A 13,639-nucleotide genomic window follows, 5' to 3' on the forward strand; every position below is an offset into this window, starting at 1 on the left:
AAGTCGGAGGTGGCTTGGTAACAGTTATGGTCCGTGGAGATGTTGGTGCTGTTAAGGCAGCGACTGATGCTGGTGCAGCTGCAGCAGAAAATGTCGGTGAGTTGATTTCTGTGCATGTTATCCCACGCCCACATGCAGAAGTAGAAGTTGTCTTACCAAAATAAGGAATAGATAACCAGCCATATCGTAAAAACTATATATAAAAATTGGAGGAATTTATTATGTCAAACGCATTAGGAATGGTAGAAACACGTGGTTTGGTCGGTGCAATTGAAGCAGCAGATGCAATGGTGAAAGCAGCTAACGTTACTTTGATTGGTAAAGAGCAAGTCGGAGGTGGCTTGGTAACAGTTATGGTCCGTGGAGATGTTGGTGCTGTTAAGGCAGCGACTGATGCTGGTGCAGCTGCAGCAGAAAATGTCGGTGAGTTGATTTCTGTGCATGTTATCCCACGTCCGCATGCAGAAGTAGAAGTTGTCTTGCCAAAATAAGGAATAGATAACCGCTTCAGAAGGATTCTATTGCTAAAGAATAGCTAGAATCCTTGAAGCGGTCTGTGCTGGAAGGGAGTGAAGATATGTCAGTTCTTACAGAAGCTAAGATTAGAAAGATGTTCCGTGAAGCGAAGATCGTAGAGCACGGAACATTTGAAGTCGCAACTGATCAAAAACTGACCCCAGCAGCCAAAGGATTTCTGATGGATCACCATGTCGATATTGTATCTGTTTCGTCACTTATTTTAAGTGAGAGGCGTGCAGCAGAGCATAGAGTTTGTGAGGTTAAGACCTTGGAAGACTCTGTTGTTTATTCGCAACTTTACCGCTTACTGAAGCTCTATCCAATCTTTCTTACATGCCAAAGGGAACTTTATTTTGCCTTTCAGGCAGAAAAATGTGATCAAGTAGGGAGTCTCTTGAAAGTTGTAGAACATATTGTTGAAGGGCGTATTTTAGAGGATATTTCCTTGTATGGAGACCAATTTTTGACACATACAGAGTTGCAAGATATTCGCATAAGCAAGCAACTTGATCAGCAGGGTGTTTTGATAGGCTATCAAGAGCCGGTATGGAAGTTGGTGTTGTATACAGCCTATACAGAAGTAGAATTGCTCCGTAGAGAGTTAGAATATCTAGAAAATGGAGCAAAAGATTGTTTTCTTAGTCAAGTTTGTCAGCTTTTAAAATCAATAGAAGTCCTACTTTGGTTGATTACCAGTGAAGAAAGTTAGGAAGGAGGTACGGAATGTCTCTTGAGCAATTAGTCGATAAAATTGTTGAAAAAGTGAAACAAGAAATGGAAAATTCAGCTAGCTTGAGCGTTGAAGTTGAGGCAAGTGGACGTCATGTCCATCTTAGTCAAAAAGATTTGGAATTCTTATTTGGACCTGGCTATCAATTGACGAAAGTTAAGGATTTATCACAGCCTGGTCAGTATGCTTGTTCAGAGCGCTTAACTGTAGTAGGTCCAAAAGGAATTTTTCGAAATGTAGTGATCCTTGGACCGGTACGTCCTAAGTCACAGGTGGAAGTTTCTTTGACAGACTGTCTTCAGCTGGGGATAAAAGCACCAATTCGTGAGAGTGGCGATATCACCGGGACGCCTGGAGTTATTCTCATCAATGGCAATCGATCTCTGTCTTTAGATGAGGGCTTAATTGTTGCGAAACGTCATATACACATGACCCCTGAGGATGCTGAAAAGGCAGGAGTCATTAACAAGGAGATTGTACAGGTAGCAGTAGAGGGAGAGCGTCCACTTGTCTTCGATGATGTTGTGGTACGTGTACACCCTAACTTTGCGACTTATATGCATATTGACTATGATGAAGCTAATGCCTGTGGATTTACAAAAGGGATGCGTGGTCGGATCCTGAAGAAATCGTAAGGAAAGGCAGGGGAAAATGCACGATATTGATAGACTGGTTCAGTTAATTACAGAACGTTTGCTAGAAAAGGGTACGACATTAGAACAAAAATCGACTCTTTATGTCATTGGCGAAAAAAATTTATTGACTGAATTGAAGCAAGCGGGATATGTTATTGTTGAAGATTATCGGGCTGCTGATAAAATAATCGTAGATAACTTATCATTGGATAGTCTTTTAAGGGTAGCAGCTCTTTGTCCTACGACTAATGAAGAAACAGCACTTTTGACAGGCCTTCTAGAAGGAAAGCCAGTATGGGTGTCTGCAAGTATTCTAAATATAGAACGCTACAAGCAAACCTCAAAGTCAAGTCTGTACCGAGATTTGCTGAAACAAAAAACAACCCTAGAGAAATATGGAGTTTCCTATTATGAAGAAGGAGAATTGGGGGCAAAATTATCTGCTGCAGAAATAAAAGCGGAACAGCCTCTACCTGCTCGATTTGAAAAAACTCCTTTAAAGTCAGTAAGCCGTTTGGTAACGGAATCAAGACTAAGGGAAATGGGATTGGCTGAGGGCGATTGTTTCCAATTAGAAAAAGGAATGATTATTACAGCCTTAGCTCAAGATTATTTGAAACGTCATAAAATTACAGTTGTCAAGTAGACTAAAAAAGGAGACAGTACGATGTTTGTTGGGAAAGTGAGAGGTAGCCTTTGGGCCACTCGGAAAGATGAGAAACTAAATGGTTTAAAATTCTTAGTGATAGAACGTCAGCTCAATAAACATCAGGTTGATCCTGTCTTAGTGGTTGCTGCTGACTGTATTGGAGCCGGAGAAGGGGATTTGGTATTGGTTTCCACAGGGAGTTCAGCCCGTGTAAGCCTCTCAAAACCTGATATTCCTGTTGATATGGTTATAACAGCAATTATTGATAAAGTAGATTATCCAGATGAAAATTAATGGAGATGGAGGAAGTTAATGACTCATGAGTATCAATGAAATCATTATCTATATTATGGTTCTCTTCATGTTAATCGGTGCTGTGGATAAGAGCATCGGTGGCAAGTTGGGACTAGGTGAAAAATTTGAAGAAGGTATTATGGCTATGGGAGCCTTAGCCTTATCCATGGCAGGGATTATGGTGGTGGCACCTATTTTGGCCAATGTCCTAAAACCAGTAATTGTGCCATTGTATGGCTTGGTTGGTGCAGACCCATCAATCTTTGCTACAACCTTTATTGCCAACGATATGGGTGGAGCACCTTTGGCCTTGAGCTTGGCAGAAAATCCACAAGTCGGTAATTTTGCTGCTTATGTCTTAGGATCAATGATGGGACCAACCATTGTATTTACTATCCCAGTTGCTCTGGGAATCATTGAAAAAGAGGATCGTCCGCTCTTAGCGCGTGGGATTCTTTATGGTTTGGTGACTGTTCCGATTGGTTGCTTGGTTGGTGGCATTTTAGTTCCAGGTCTTTCATTTGGAACCCTATTGGTTAACCTAATTCCGATTGTTATTGTGGCAGGTTTGATTTTCTTGGGATTGATGCTAGCACCAGATGGTATGATTAAAGGTTTTGAGGTGTTTGGTCAAATCATCGTTGTGGTAGCTACTTTAGGTCTTGCTTTCGGTGCAGCTCAGTTGTTAACAGGTAATGAATTCCTCTTGAGCCTCTATCCAGAAGGTGCAGATTTGCTGATGGAAGCCTTTGGTGTTGTAGGGTCTATTGCAGTGACTCTGGCAGGTGCTTTTGGTCTGGTAGCCGTCTTTACTAAAGTTGCTAACAAACCATTGTCAGCTATTGGTAAGTCTCTTGGCATGAATGAAGTCGGAGCTGCTGGTTTGGTAGCCTCTCTAGCCAACAACATTGCCATGTTCCAAATGTTGAAAGACATGGATAAACGCGGTAAAATCATCAACGTTGCTTTTGCCGTTTCCGCTTCGTTTGTTATCGGAGACCACCTAGGCTTTACAGCGGGTCAGAACCCAGAAATGATTGTGCCGATGATGATTGGTAAGATTGTTGGTGGTGTGACTGCTGTGATTTTGGCCTTCGCCCTCACCAAAAAAGAAGCTGAATGATGCATGAGAGGAGTATGTAATGAGCCATATTGACCGTTCAGAGTTAGAAGCTCTGGTGAAGAAAATTCTCTTAGAGGAATTAGTAACTAAAGATACTGCTAAACGAGTGAGTAAGTCAGGGGTGACCTCAATTGCTCTCCCAACATTGGATGTGCGTGATCAGGATCGTTTGGATACCGGGAATGCAACAGATAAGGTCTATACAAGAGATTTGTTGTCCTTAGAAGAAAGTCCTCGCCTTGGTTTAGGATTGATGACCATGGAGGACACAACCTTCCCTTGGCATTTGGATTACGATGAGGTAGATTACGTGATTGATGGTCGCCTAGACATTATTGTTGGTGATGAAGTGATGTCAGCTGGTCCAGGTGAGATACTTTTTATTCCTAAAGGCAGTGACATTAAGTTTTCTGTTAAGGGGAAAGCACGTTTTATCTATGTTACTTATCCAGCTGATTGGCAGAATCAGTAAGCCATCATCGTTTGCCATTTACAATAAATAAAAATGCTATTCATAACTTATACGAGTTATGAATACTTTTTAGAATATATTGTGAATAATGTAACAACTTTCCAAGAAAGAGATTTATGATTTTCATTATTTTATAACTGCTATTTAACCTCTCTAATTTATATAGAATTTATCTTTGGAGATACGAAAGCAAAATATTCATAAGTTATTGGTTTTAATATATAGGTAAAGGAGAATCTCTTATGTCTAAACATGCAAATATTACAGAATTTATCGGTTCCAATCTAACTGGAGAGACAATTGGTTTGGTCATTGCTAATGTCGACCAACAATTACTCGATGCCATGCAGTTAGAAAAAAGGTACCGTTCTCTGGGGGTTTTAGGAGCGCGTACGGGTGCAGGTCCACACATTATGGCAGCGGATGAAGCAGTAAAAGCTACGAATACAGAAATTGTTAAAATCGAATTGCCCCGTGATACTAAAGGTGGAGCAGGTCATGGTAGTTTGATTATTTTTGGGAGTGATGATGTATCTGATGTTAGACGGGCTGTCGAAGTAGCTTTGAAAGAAATTGATCGTACTTTTGGAGATGTTTATGCGAATGAAGCGGGTCATATTGAATTGCAATATACTGCACGCTCTAGTTATGCTTGTGAAGCAGCCTTTGGTGCTCCCATTGGGAGAGCTTTTGGTGTAATCGTAGGTGCTCCGGCAGCGATTGGTGTTGTTATGGCTGATACTGCAGTAAAAGCGGCAACTGTTGATGTAGTATCATATTCTTCACCCAATAATGGAACGAGTTTCTCGAATGAGGTTATTTTGACTGTTAGTGGGGATTCTGGTGCGGTCAGGCAGGCAGTCATTTCTGCGCGTGAGGTAGGTAAACAGCTCTTAGCAACCTTGGGTGATGAACCAATCAGTACCCAACCTTCTTATATCTAACCAGGGGGAATGAAGACATGAGATCCAAACGTTTTGAAGTATTAAGTAAACGTCCAATTAACCAAGATGGTTTTGTGAAAGAGTGGGTAGAAGAAGGCTTGATTGCTATGGAAAGTCCAAATGATCCAAAACCAAGTATTAAGATTCAACATGGTGAGGTAGTAGAACTTGATGGGAAATCGAAAGAAGAATTTGACCTGATTGACCAGTTTATAGCGAACTATGGGATTGACTTGAGTCACGCTGAAGAAGTTATGGCTATGGATTCCAAAGAAATTGCTAATATGATTTTAACGCCTTCTGTTCCCCGTAGTGAAATCGTTAAGCTGACAAAAGCTATGACACCGGCTAAAATTGTGGAAATCGTTAGCCATATGAATGTTGTAGAAATCATGATGGCGGTCCAAAAAATGCGTACACGTAAACAAACGGCGACGCAGTCTCACGTCACAAACGTTAATGATAATCCTGTACAAATTGCTGCAGATGCGGCTGAGGGTGCTCTTCGTGGATTTGCTGAGCAAGAAACAACCGTAGCGGTTGCTCGTTACGCTCCATTCAACGCCTTAGGCATCATGATCGGTTCACAAGTTGGTCGTCCGGGGGTGTTAACTCAATGTGCCTTGGAAGAAGCAACAGAACTGGATTTGGGTATGCGTGGATTCACAGCTTATGCTGAAACCATCTCTGTTTATGGAACAGAAGATGTTTTCACAGATGGTGATGATACACCATGGTCTAAAGCTTTCTTGGCTTCAGCTTATGCTTCTCGTGGCCTAAAAATGCGATTTACATCAGGGACAGGTGCAGAAGTGCAAATGGGCCAAGCAGAAGGGAAATCCATGTTGTATCTAGAAGCCCGTTGCTTGTATATTACAAAAGCGGCAGGTGTACAGGGAACACAAAATGGTTCAGTATCTTGTATCGGCATCCCTGCTGCAGTTCCTAGTGGGATTCGTGCGGTTATCGCTGAAAATTTAATCGCTACTATGCTCGACTTGGAATGTGCTTCCTCTAATGATCAGACCTTCACACACTCTGATTTGCGTCGCTCAGTACGTACTTTAATGCAACTTGCTCCTGGTACAGACTTCATCAACTCTGGTTATTCTTCTACTCCAAATTATGACAATATGTTTGCTGGTTCAAATTGGGATGCGGAAGACTACGATGATTACAATATTCTTCAACGTGACTTGCGTGTGGATGGTGGTCTTCGTCCAGTGCGTGAAGAAGATGTCATTCAAGTTCGACGTAAGGCTGCTCGTGTCATGCAAGCTCTCTTCAAAGGTCTTGGTCTGCCAACTATTACAGATGAAGAAGTGGAGGCTGCAACATATGCTCATGGTTCAAAAGATATGCCTGAACGTGATAAAGTAGAAGATATCAAAGCTGCTGTCCATCTTCTGGAGCGTGGTGTAGAAGGTGTTGATTTGATTAAAGCCTTAGCAAACAATGGATTCCCAGATGTAGCGACCGAATTGCTCAATCTCTTCAAGCAACGTGTAGCTGGTGACTTCCTGCAAACTTCGGCTATCTTTGACCGCAACTGGAATGTTATCTCCGCTGTCAACTCCCCAAATGACTATACTGGTGTTGGAACTGGTAACCGCTTGGTTGGCCAAGAGTGGGAAAAGGTGAAAGATATTCCAAATGCGATTGATCCACGTGACATTTAGGAGGAAATAGGTATGACAACCATTGATGAAACACTGCTACGCTCACTGATTAAAGAAGCGTTGCAAGAAATGCAAGAAGAATCTGATTACTCTACATCCAAATCTGTCCAATCAACTCCATCCCTCCCTGAAAAAGCTATTGTTCGACCAAAAGGTATTGCCAAATCAAGCCGATCAGTTGATGAAGTTGTTATCGCTGTCGGTCCTGCCTTTGGTGTACAACAGGTCAAAACCATGGTGGATATTCCTCATAAGGAGGTGCTTCGACAGGTCGTTGCCGGTATTGAAGAAGAAGGGTTGAAAGCACGTGTGGTCAAAGTATTTCGGTCGTCAGACGTTGCCTTTGTTGCAGTAGAAGGCGACCACTTATCAGGATCCGGCATTGCGATTGGGATTCAATCTAAAGGGACTGCCGTGATTCACCAGCGTGATTTGCCACCATTGAGCAATTTGGAACTATTCCCTCAAGCACCGCTTTTGACAGCTGAAACCTATCGCTTAATTGGAAAAAATGCGGCTAAATATGCTAAAGGTGAGACACTAAACCCAGTACCAACCCTAAATGACCAAATGGCACGTCCAAAGTACCAGGCTTATTCAGCCCTATTGCATATAAAGGAAACTAAGTTGGTAGAAAGAGGGCGTCCTGCAGAAGAGTTGGAGTTGCTCTAGGCATCAGATAAATAGTAAAGGAGGCACATCATGAACGACTCTGTTGAATTATTAGTCAAGAAAATTTTAGAGGAGATGGTAGCAGAGAAACCAATGGCATTTACTCCGACATCACCTACCTCATCTGTTGGTGTAGAAGACTATCCAATTGCCCAAAAACATCCAGACTGGATTGTGGTTGGGGATAATAAAAAATTTGAGGACATTACTCTTGAAAACGTCTTGAACGGTTCTATTACCTCAAAAGACTTGCGAATTAAGCCGGAGATTCTCTTGAAACAGGGTGAAATCGCCAAAGCAGCTGGTCGTGAAGCTATTGAGTACAACTTCTCTCGTGCAGCAGAATTAACCAAAGTACCAGATGAGCGTGTGTTGGAAATATACAATGCCCTTCGCCCCTATCGCTCGTCAAAACAGGAACTATTTGAGATTGCTAAAGAGTTAGACGAACGTTACCAAGCGAAAATCTGTGCGAGCTTTATCCGTGAAGCTGCAGAACATTACGAGCGACGTAAAAAACTTAAAGGCGATAACTAATTGCATAAGAAATCGGAGGAAAGAAGTATGGTATATGTAGTAGGCGTGGATATCGGCAACTCTTCAACAGAATCGGCCTTGGCCTGCATTGATACAAACGGTAACGTGACCTTTCTTTCCCATGCCTTGGCAGATACCACTGGTATCAAGGGGACTAAGGAAAATGTTCATGGCATTTATGAATCCTTGCGTCTTCTCTTTGAGCATGCGCCCATCTCTTTGAAAGATGTTTCCATGATTCGCATCAATGAGGCGACACCTGTTATTGGGGATGTGGCGATGGAAACCATCACAGAGACCATCATTACCGAATCAACTATGGTTGGTCACAACCCTCGGACTCCAGGGGGGCTTGGAATGGGGATTGGCTATACAGTTGATATCCTGAAGCTTATTGAAGAACCCCTTGATCGTGACTATGTAGTTGTGGTGTCTAAGCGAATTGATTTTGATGCGATAGCTCAATTGATTAATGCCTACGTAGCACGTGGTTACAGTATTAAAGCTGCTATTTTACAGGCAGATGACGGAGTATTAGTCCATAATCGTCTAGAACATAAGATTCCAATTGTTGATGAGGTTGCTTATATTGACAAGGTACCTGTAGGGATGCGGGCTGCTGTAGAAGTTGCTTCTGCAGGTAAGGTGATTTCTCAGCTATCTAACCCATATGGCATTGCAACCGTCTTTGAATTAGACGCCCAAGATACTAAGCATGTTGTCCCAATTGCCCGTGCTTTGATCGGAAACCGCTCAGCTATCGTGATAAAAACACCTGAAGGAGATGTTCAAGCACGGAAAATTCCCGCAGGTAGTATCAAGATAATGGGAACTTACCAGACACAGACAGTAGATGTTGCGACAGGAGCTGCTACTATTATGGAGCATGTCTCTATGGTAGACGGCATTGAAGATGTCACTGGTGAGGCAGGCACCAATGTGGGTGGCATGCTGGAAAAAGTCCGCCAAATCATGGCTCAACTGACTGAAAAAAGAGTTGAGGATATTAAAATCCAAGACATCCTAGCAGTTGATACCTTTGCTCCTGTGACGGTAAAAGGTGGTTTGGCGGGTGAATATTCTATGGAACAAGCAGTCGGCATTGCCTCCATGGTCAATTCGGACCGTTTGCAGATGTCGCTTATTGCGGATGAGGTGGAAAAAGAGCTAGGAATTCCTGTAGAAGTAGGAGGAGCAGAAGCCCATTCTGCTATTCTAGGTGCCTTAACGACACCTGGAACATCCAGACCATTGGCTATTTTAGATCTGGGGGCTGGGTCAACGGATGCTTCTATTATGAGTGCCGATGGTGAGATTAAAGCTGTCCATTTAGCAGGTGCGGGCGATATGGTGACGATGTTAATCAATTCAGAATTAGGGTTAGAAAACCGTCACTTGGCAGAAGATATAAAAAAATACCCATTGGCCAAGGTGGAAAGTCTATTCCATATTCGACATGAAGATGGAACGGTTGAATTTTTTGATAAGCCACTCAGTAGCGACTTGTTTGCCCGTGTCATCATTGTTAAAGATAGAGGCGAGTATACGCCGCTAGAGCAGGAGGTTTCTATTGAAAAAGTTAAACTCGTTCGACAGTCAGCCAAAGAACGTGTTTTTGTCATTAATGCTATTCGAGCTCTCAGGAGTGTTAGTCCAACCAGAGACATTCGTGATATTCCATTTGTTGTGATTGTTGGAGGTTCTGCCTTGGACTTTGAAGTGCCGCAGCTAATTACAGATGCTTTATCGCAAAGTTACATTGTCGCAGGTCGAGGAAATATCAGGGGGATAGTTGGTCCGCGCAATGCAGTCGCAACTGGTTTAATTTTGTCTTATTGCAAAGAAAGATGGGGAAAGTACGATGAGTGCCCAAGTGTGTAAACCTGTCATTCTCATCTATGGTACAGGAAAAGTATCAGAAGCTTTGCTGGAGCAGATCCAGTTTGGGATAGAAGAAGAAGGGATCCCCTATTTTTATGAAGAACATCCAGAGAGGACTGGGAAGAATCTCGTATCATTAGCATATGCAGCTGCTCAATCTTCTGCTTTATCTGTGGGGATTGCTTTGGATGAGATGGCAATAGTAGTCCACTACCGAAACCTACGAGAGGAACAATTTGTTTATCAATTAAAGAATTTGAAAGAACAAGAGGCATCAGTCCTTCGAATACTAGGTGGAAATGCGGCAAAATTAGTCAAAGGCATCCCCCTAATTGGACATCTTGCTTTTGAGGTCTCTTTTTAAGAGACAAAGAATAAGGACACTAGAAAGAAGGTGATCTTGATTTGGAACGATGGGAGAAAAACTTAGAAGACTACTGTTCAACTCCTGCTTTTGTTCAACAGGTCGTGGATAGATGCTGCCAGCTTCTGAAGGGAAAAACGGATGCGCAACCGCTCAATATCCACAGTGAGGCTTGGGAGATAGTTTCCCGAGCCAAAGAGAAAGCTCAAGAATTAGGTATTTCCATAGTGATTTCCGTTGTAGATGCAGCAGGTCATGTGGTCATGACCTACCGTATGGAAAATGCTTTGCTGGTTAGTTCAGAGATGTCCTATAAGAAAGCTTATACAGCAGTAGGGATGCGGATGGCATCAAAGGACTTGGCTCCCCTAACCCAGCCTGGTCAATGGCTCTACCAACTAGAAATTATGTCCGACAACAAAATTGTGAGCCTACCAGGTGGGATTCCTATTTTTGAAGGAGAGCGTTTAGCAGGAGGTATTGGCGTTAGTGGCGGTAATGCCCGAGAAGATCAATTAATTGCGGAGTATGCCGTACAGCATCTGCAGGCTGGAAAATAAGGAGAAGTAAAACAATATGCAATACTATATTGGTGAATTTTTAGGCACTATGGTGCTGATTGCTTTAGGGGCTGGCTTTGGCTCCTCCATCAGTTTGAACCATTCCTTATCCAAAAACTTATCTCCTAACTTTTTAACCATCACGATTGCTTGGGGCTTTGCGGTGATGTTTGGAGTATCTGTTGCGGGTTTCTTTGAGACAGGAGGTCATTTAAATCCTGCTGTCACGCTTGCTTTTGCGTTAGGTGGTTTGTTTGACTGGAGTATGGTAGCAGGGTACATTATTGCACAGCTTTTGGGAGCTTTTGTAGGCTCTGCTATTGTTGTTGTTCATTATTATCCTCACTTTATGGCAACTAAACCAGAAGAAGGGAATACAGTTGGTATCTTTGCGACTACTCCAGCTATTTCAACGCCATTTTTTAACCTTATCAGCGAAATCATTGCAACTTTTTTCTTTATCTTCATTCTTCTTTTGATGAATACAGGCAGCTTTGTCGCAGGGGTGGCTCCAATTTCTGTAGCCTTCTTGGTCATGGCAATCGGACTGTCGTTTGGTTCAACAACTGGTTATGCGATCAATCCAGCACGTGACTTTGGTCCGCGTTTGGCTTATGCTATCTTGCCTATTCCAAACAAGGGAGAGGCACATTGGGACTATGCTTGGATTCCAATCCTTGCACCTATTATTGGTGCAACTCTGGCCGTTTTTGTCTTCCAGTGTTTGGTTAGCTAGAGTTAATAGAAGGAGAATGTATGTCCCAGATTTTTGCCATAAATGCAGGAAGTTCCTCTTTGAAATTTCAATTACTAGCTATGCCAGAAGAAAGGATTATAGCTAAAGGAATTTTTGAGCGAATTGGTGAGGAAGATACCCTATTTAGTCTCACGGTAGAAGGCCAAACGGTGAAAGAGTCCCTACCAGGAATAACCCACAAACAAGCTGTTTCTTATTTGTTGGATACCTTACACCAGAAAGAGGTTCTGGGTTCTCTAGAGAATATTACTGGTGTGGGTCATAGAGTAGCACACGGAGGTGTTCATTTTAAACAATCTGCCTTGGTCACACCTGAAGTTTTACGTATTATTGAAGAGTTGTCTTTATTAGCTCCTAGCCATAATCCTATCAATTTGCAGGTCATCAAAGCTTTTCAAGAATTTTTACCGAGTGTGCCAAATGTAGCTGTATTTGATACAGCATTCCACCAAACGTTAGCTCCTGAGCATTATCTCTATCCCTTACCTAAGCGTTATTATGAACAGTATGGCATACGCAAGTATGGTTTCCATGGAACCAGCCATAAATATATTGCATACAAAGCAGAGGAAGTATTAGCGCAAGAAAATTTACGAATTATTTCCTGCCATTTGGGAAATGGGGCGAGCATCTGTGCTATTCGTAATAAAGAGTCAGTTAATACTTCTATGGGCTTTACACCTTTGGCAGGGGTGATGATGGGTTCGCGTAGCGGTGATATTGATCCAGCTATTATTCCATTTTTAATGGAACAAGAAGAAATGAGTTCAAAAGCTATCATAGATATGTTGAATAAAGAATCTGGTTTGTTAGCTGTTTCGGAACTGAGCAATGACTTGCGGGAGATTCAGTTTGCCTATGCACGTGGATCTAGCAAGGCAGCCTTAGCGATCAATATGTTTGTCAATCGAATTGCCTACACTATAGCCCAGTACCATCTAGATTTGGGTGGTGTGGATGCGATTGTTTTTACAGCTGGCATTGGAGAAAATTCTGCGATTATTCGTCAGAAAATTACTGAAAAATTAGTAGCTTTGGGAGTTCATCTAAACAAGGAAGCCAATGAAACCTCCCAAATCTGTATTCATGCACTAAATTCCAGTATTAAGCTTTTAGTTCTACCAACCAATGAAGAGTTGATGATTGCATTGGAAACCCTCGAACTAATTTCATAGTATTTGACTGGAAATAGCTCAGGGGAAACGAATTTTTGTTAGAAAGCTATTAACACTTGGTGTATGCTAATTGCTATCAAGCAAACAATGGCATATAAAAAAATTAAGTAACGGCCTTGTTCCTCATTTTAAGAGGAGCAGGGTCTTGTGTTTTACTTGAAATCGTTCATTTGTAGGTATCCAATGACTGACTCTTCAAAACTTTTTGATTATCAAGTCATCCTTTAGGTGGCAAAATAAATGCGTAATAAGGCTTAATCATGCATTTACTACCTTTATATCAAGAGAGTAGTGAATGGTGCTATTATCTGGGTATTCTCGAGACGTATACTGTGAAACTGGATCATTATGGATAAACAGTGGAAAATATGAATTCGCATAATAGAGCTGTTATCACGATACGTAATGGCACTGAAATAGGGATCCATACAGAATAAAGCTCATATCATTTGAGGACCATTTCTTATTAAGTGCTAGAGTTGTAAACTCAGGATTGAGACTATTTGCAAAACAGATCTCGGTGCACTAAACACGTGGACGGCGAACGATAGAAAAAGGACCAGAATTCGCTTCTTCTAGTCACTTTTCCTGAGTTAACGATTGACAAAAGTGAATTCTAAAATCGGCTTCAGATTGCCTTATAATGCG

Annotated in this window: 17 protein-coding genes; all 17 read left to right on the forward strand. The window is 42.0% G+C overall.

Annotated features, from left to right (window positions below; translation table 11 throughout):
- Positions 1–14 precede the first annotated feature (14 nt).
- The 17 genes from HF992_RS05115 (at position 15) to HF992_RS05195 (ending at position 12,991) form a co-directional block, all read left to right on the forward strand.
- On the forward strand, positions 15–164 hold the full coding sequence (locus HF992_RS05115) for a BMC domain-containing protein (protein WP_425505591.1): 150 nt from the start codon (positions 15–17) through the stop codon (positions 162–164).
- 57 nt (positions 165–221) lie between these two features.
- On the forward strand, positions 222–491 hold the full coding sequence (locus tag HF992_RS05120; RefSeq protein WP_168548984.1) for a BMC domain-containing protein: 270 nt from the start codon (positions 222–224) through the stop codon (positions 489–491).
- 86 nt (positions 492–577) lie between these two features.
- On the forward strand, positions 578–1,228 hold the full coding sequence (locus HF992_RS05125; protein WP_168548985.1) for a hypothetical protein: 651 nt from the start codon (positions 578–580) through the stop codon (positions 1,226–1,228).
- A 14-nt stretch (positions 1,229–1,242) separates the two neighbouring features.
- Positions 1,243–1,884 (forward strand): ethanolamine utilization phosphate acetyltransferase EutD, encoded by a 642-nt coding sequence (gene eutD / locus HF992_RS05130; protein ID WP_168548986.1) that lies wholly within the window; start codon positions 1,243–1,245, stop codon positions 1,882–1,884.
- A gap of 16 nt (positions 1,885–1,900) precedes the next feature.
- Positions 1,901–2,530, forward strand: coding sequence for an ethanolamine utilization protein (locus HF992_RS05135; protein WP_168548987.1), 630 nt, complete (start codon positions 1,901–1,903; stop codon positions 2,528–2,530).
- Positions 2,531–2,551: 21 nt separating this feature from the next.
- Positions 2,552–2,827: a EutN/CcmL family microcompartment protein gene (locus tag HF992_RS05140; RefSeq protein WP_168548988.1), complete on the forward strand. Its 276-nt coding sequence runs from the start codon at positions 2,552–2,554 to the stop codon at positions 2,825–2,827.
- Between the two features lie 25 nt (positions 2,828–2,852).
- On the forward strand, positions 2,853–3,950 hold the full coding sequence (locus HF992_RS05145; protein WP_168548989.1) for an ethanolamine utilization protein EutH: 1,098 nt from the start codon (positions 2,853–2,855) through the stop codon (positions 3,948–3,950).
- Positions 3,951–3,969: 19 nt separating this feature from the next.
- Complete coding sequence (locus HF992_RS05150; RefSeq protein WP_168548990.1) at positions 3,970–4,422, forward strand: cupin domain-containing protein; 453 nt, start codon at positions 3,970–3,972, stop codon at positions 4,420–4,422.
- Positions 4,423–4,664: 242 nt separating this feature from the next.
- Entirely contained in the window at positions 4,665–5,366 is a 702-nt protein-coding gene (gene pduB, locus HF992_RS05155) for a propanediol utilization microcompartment protein PduB (RefSeq protein ID WP_168548991.1), read from the forward strand.
- A 17-nt stretch (positions 5,367–5,383) separates the two neighbouring features.
- Positions 5,384–7,045: a propanediol/glycerol family dehydratase large subunit gene (locus HF992_RS05160; RefSeq protein WP_168548992.1), complete on the forward strand. Its 1,662-nt coding sequence runs from the start codon at positions 5,384–5,386 to the stop codon at positions 7,043–7,045.
- A 12-nt stretch (positions 7,046–7,057) separates the two neighbouring features.
- Complete coding sequence (locus HF992_RS05165) at positions 7,058–7,717, forward strand: propanediol/glycerol family dehydratase medium subunit (protein ID WP_168548993.1); 660 nt, start codon at positions 7,058–7,060, stop codon at positions 7,715–7,717.
- Positions 7,718–7,747: 30 nt separating this feature from the next.
- Positions 7,748–8,254, forward strand: a complete 507-nt coding sequence (locus HF992_RS05170; protein WP_168548994.1) for a diol dehydratase small subunit — start codon at positions 7,748–7,750, stop codon at positions 8,252–8,254.
- A 27-nt stretch (positions 8,255–8,281) separates the two neighbouring features.
- Positions 8,282–10,135, forward strand: coding sequence for a diol dehydratase reactivase subunit alpha (locus tag HF992_RS05175; protein WP_168548995.1), 1,854 nt, complete (start codon positions 8,282–8,284; stop codon positions 10,133–10,135).
- Positions 10,116–10,499: a glycerol dehydratase reactivase beta/small subunit family protein gene (locus tag HF992_RS05180; RefSeq protein WP_168548996.1), complete on the forward strand. Its 384-nt coding sequence runs from the start codon at positions 10,116–10,118 to the stop codon at positions 10,497–10,499. The genes HF992_RS05175 and HF992_RS05180 overlap by 20 nt, the downstream gene beginning before the upstream one ends.
- Positions 10,500–10,540: 41 nt before the next feature.
- Positions 10,541–11,059 carry a GlcG/HbpS family heme-binding protein gene (locus tag HF992_RS05185; protein ID WP_168548997.1) on the forward strand — a complete coding sequence of 173 codons (519 nt, stop codon included), beginning with the start codon at positions 10,541–10,543 and terminating at the stop codon, positions 11,057–11,059.
- A gap of 16 nt (positions 11,060–11,075) precedes the next feature.
- Positions 11,076–11,795, forward strand: a complete 720-nt coding sequence (locus HF992_RS05190; protein ID WP_168548998.1) for an MIP/aquaporin family protein — start codon at positions 11,076–11,078, stop codon at positions 11,793–11,795.
- A gap of 20 nt (positions 11,796–11,815) precedes the next feature.
- On the forward strand, positions 11,816–12,991 hold the full coding sequence (locus tag HF992_RS05195) for an acetate/propionate family kinase (protein ID WP_168548999.1): 1,176 nt from the start codon (positions 11,816–11,818) through the stop codon (positions 12,989–12,991).
- Positions 12,992–13,639 lie beyond the last annotated feature (648 nt).

It is taken from the genome of Streptococcus ovuberis (assembly GCF_012396585.1).
Lineage (GTDB): Bacteria > Bacillota > Bacilli > Lactobacillales > Streptococcaceae > Streptococcus > Streptococcus ovuberis.

Coding starts and splice junctions, on each gene's coding strand:
- HF992_RS05120 (WP_168548984.1), top strand. CDS start 222: ATGTCAAACGCATTAGGAATGGTAGAAACACGTGGTTTGGTCGGTGCA.
- HF992_RS05125 (WP_168548985.1), top strand. CDS start 578: ATGTCAGTTCTTACAGAAGCTAAGATTAGAAAGATGTTCCGTGAAGCG.
- eutD (WP_168548986.1), top strand. CDS start 1,243: ATGTCTCTTGAGCAATTAGTCGATAAAATTGTTGAAAAAGTGAAACAA.
- HF992_RS05135 (WP_168548987.1), top strand. CDS start 1,901: ATGCACGATATTGATAGACTGGTTCAGTTAATTACAGAACGTTTGCTA.
- HF992_RS05140 (WP_168548988.1), top strand. CDS start 2,552: ATGTTTGTTGGGAAAGTGAGAGGTAGCCTTTGGGCCACTCGGAAAGAT.
- HF992_RS05145 (WP_168548989.1), top strand. CDS start 2,853: ATGAGTATCAATGAAATCATTATCTATATTATGGTTCTCTTCATGTTA.
- HF992_RS05150 (WP_168548990.1), top strand. CDS start 3,970: ATGAGCCATATTGACCGTTCAGAGTTAGAAGCTCTGGTGAAGAAAATT.
- pduB (WP_168548991.1), top strand. CDS start 4,665: ATGTCTAAACATGCAAATATTACAGAATTTATCGGTTCCAATCTAACT.
- HF992_RS05160 (WP_168548992.1), top strand. CDS start 5,384: ATGAGATCCAAACGTTTTGAAGTATTAAGTAAACGTCCAATTAACCAA.
- HF992_RS05165 (WP_168548993.1), top strand. CDS start 7,058: ATGACAACCATTGATGAAACACTGCTACGCTCACTGATTAAAGAAGCG.
- HF992_RS05170 (WP_168548994.1), top strand. CDS start 7,748: ATGAACGACTCTGTTGAATTATTAGTCAAGAAAATTTTAGAGGAGATG.
- HF992_RS05175 (WP_168548995.1), top strand. CDS start 8,282: ATGGTATATGTAGTAGGCGTGGATATCGGCAACTCTTCAACAGAATCG.
- HF992_RS05180 (WP_168548996.1), top strand. CDS start 10,116: ATGAGTGCCCAAGTGTGTAAACCTGTCATTCTCATCTATGGTACAGGA.
- HF992_RS05190 (WP_168548998.1), top strand. CDS start 11,076: ATGCAATACTATATTGGTGAATTTTTAGGCACTATGGTGCTGATTGCT.
- HF992_RS05195 (WP_168548999.1), top strand. CDS start 11,816: ATGTCCCAGATTTTTGCCATAAATGCAGGAAGTTCCTCTTTGAAATTT.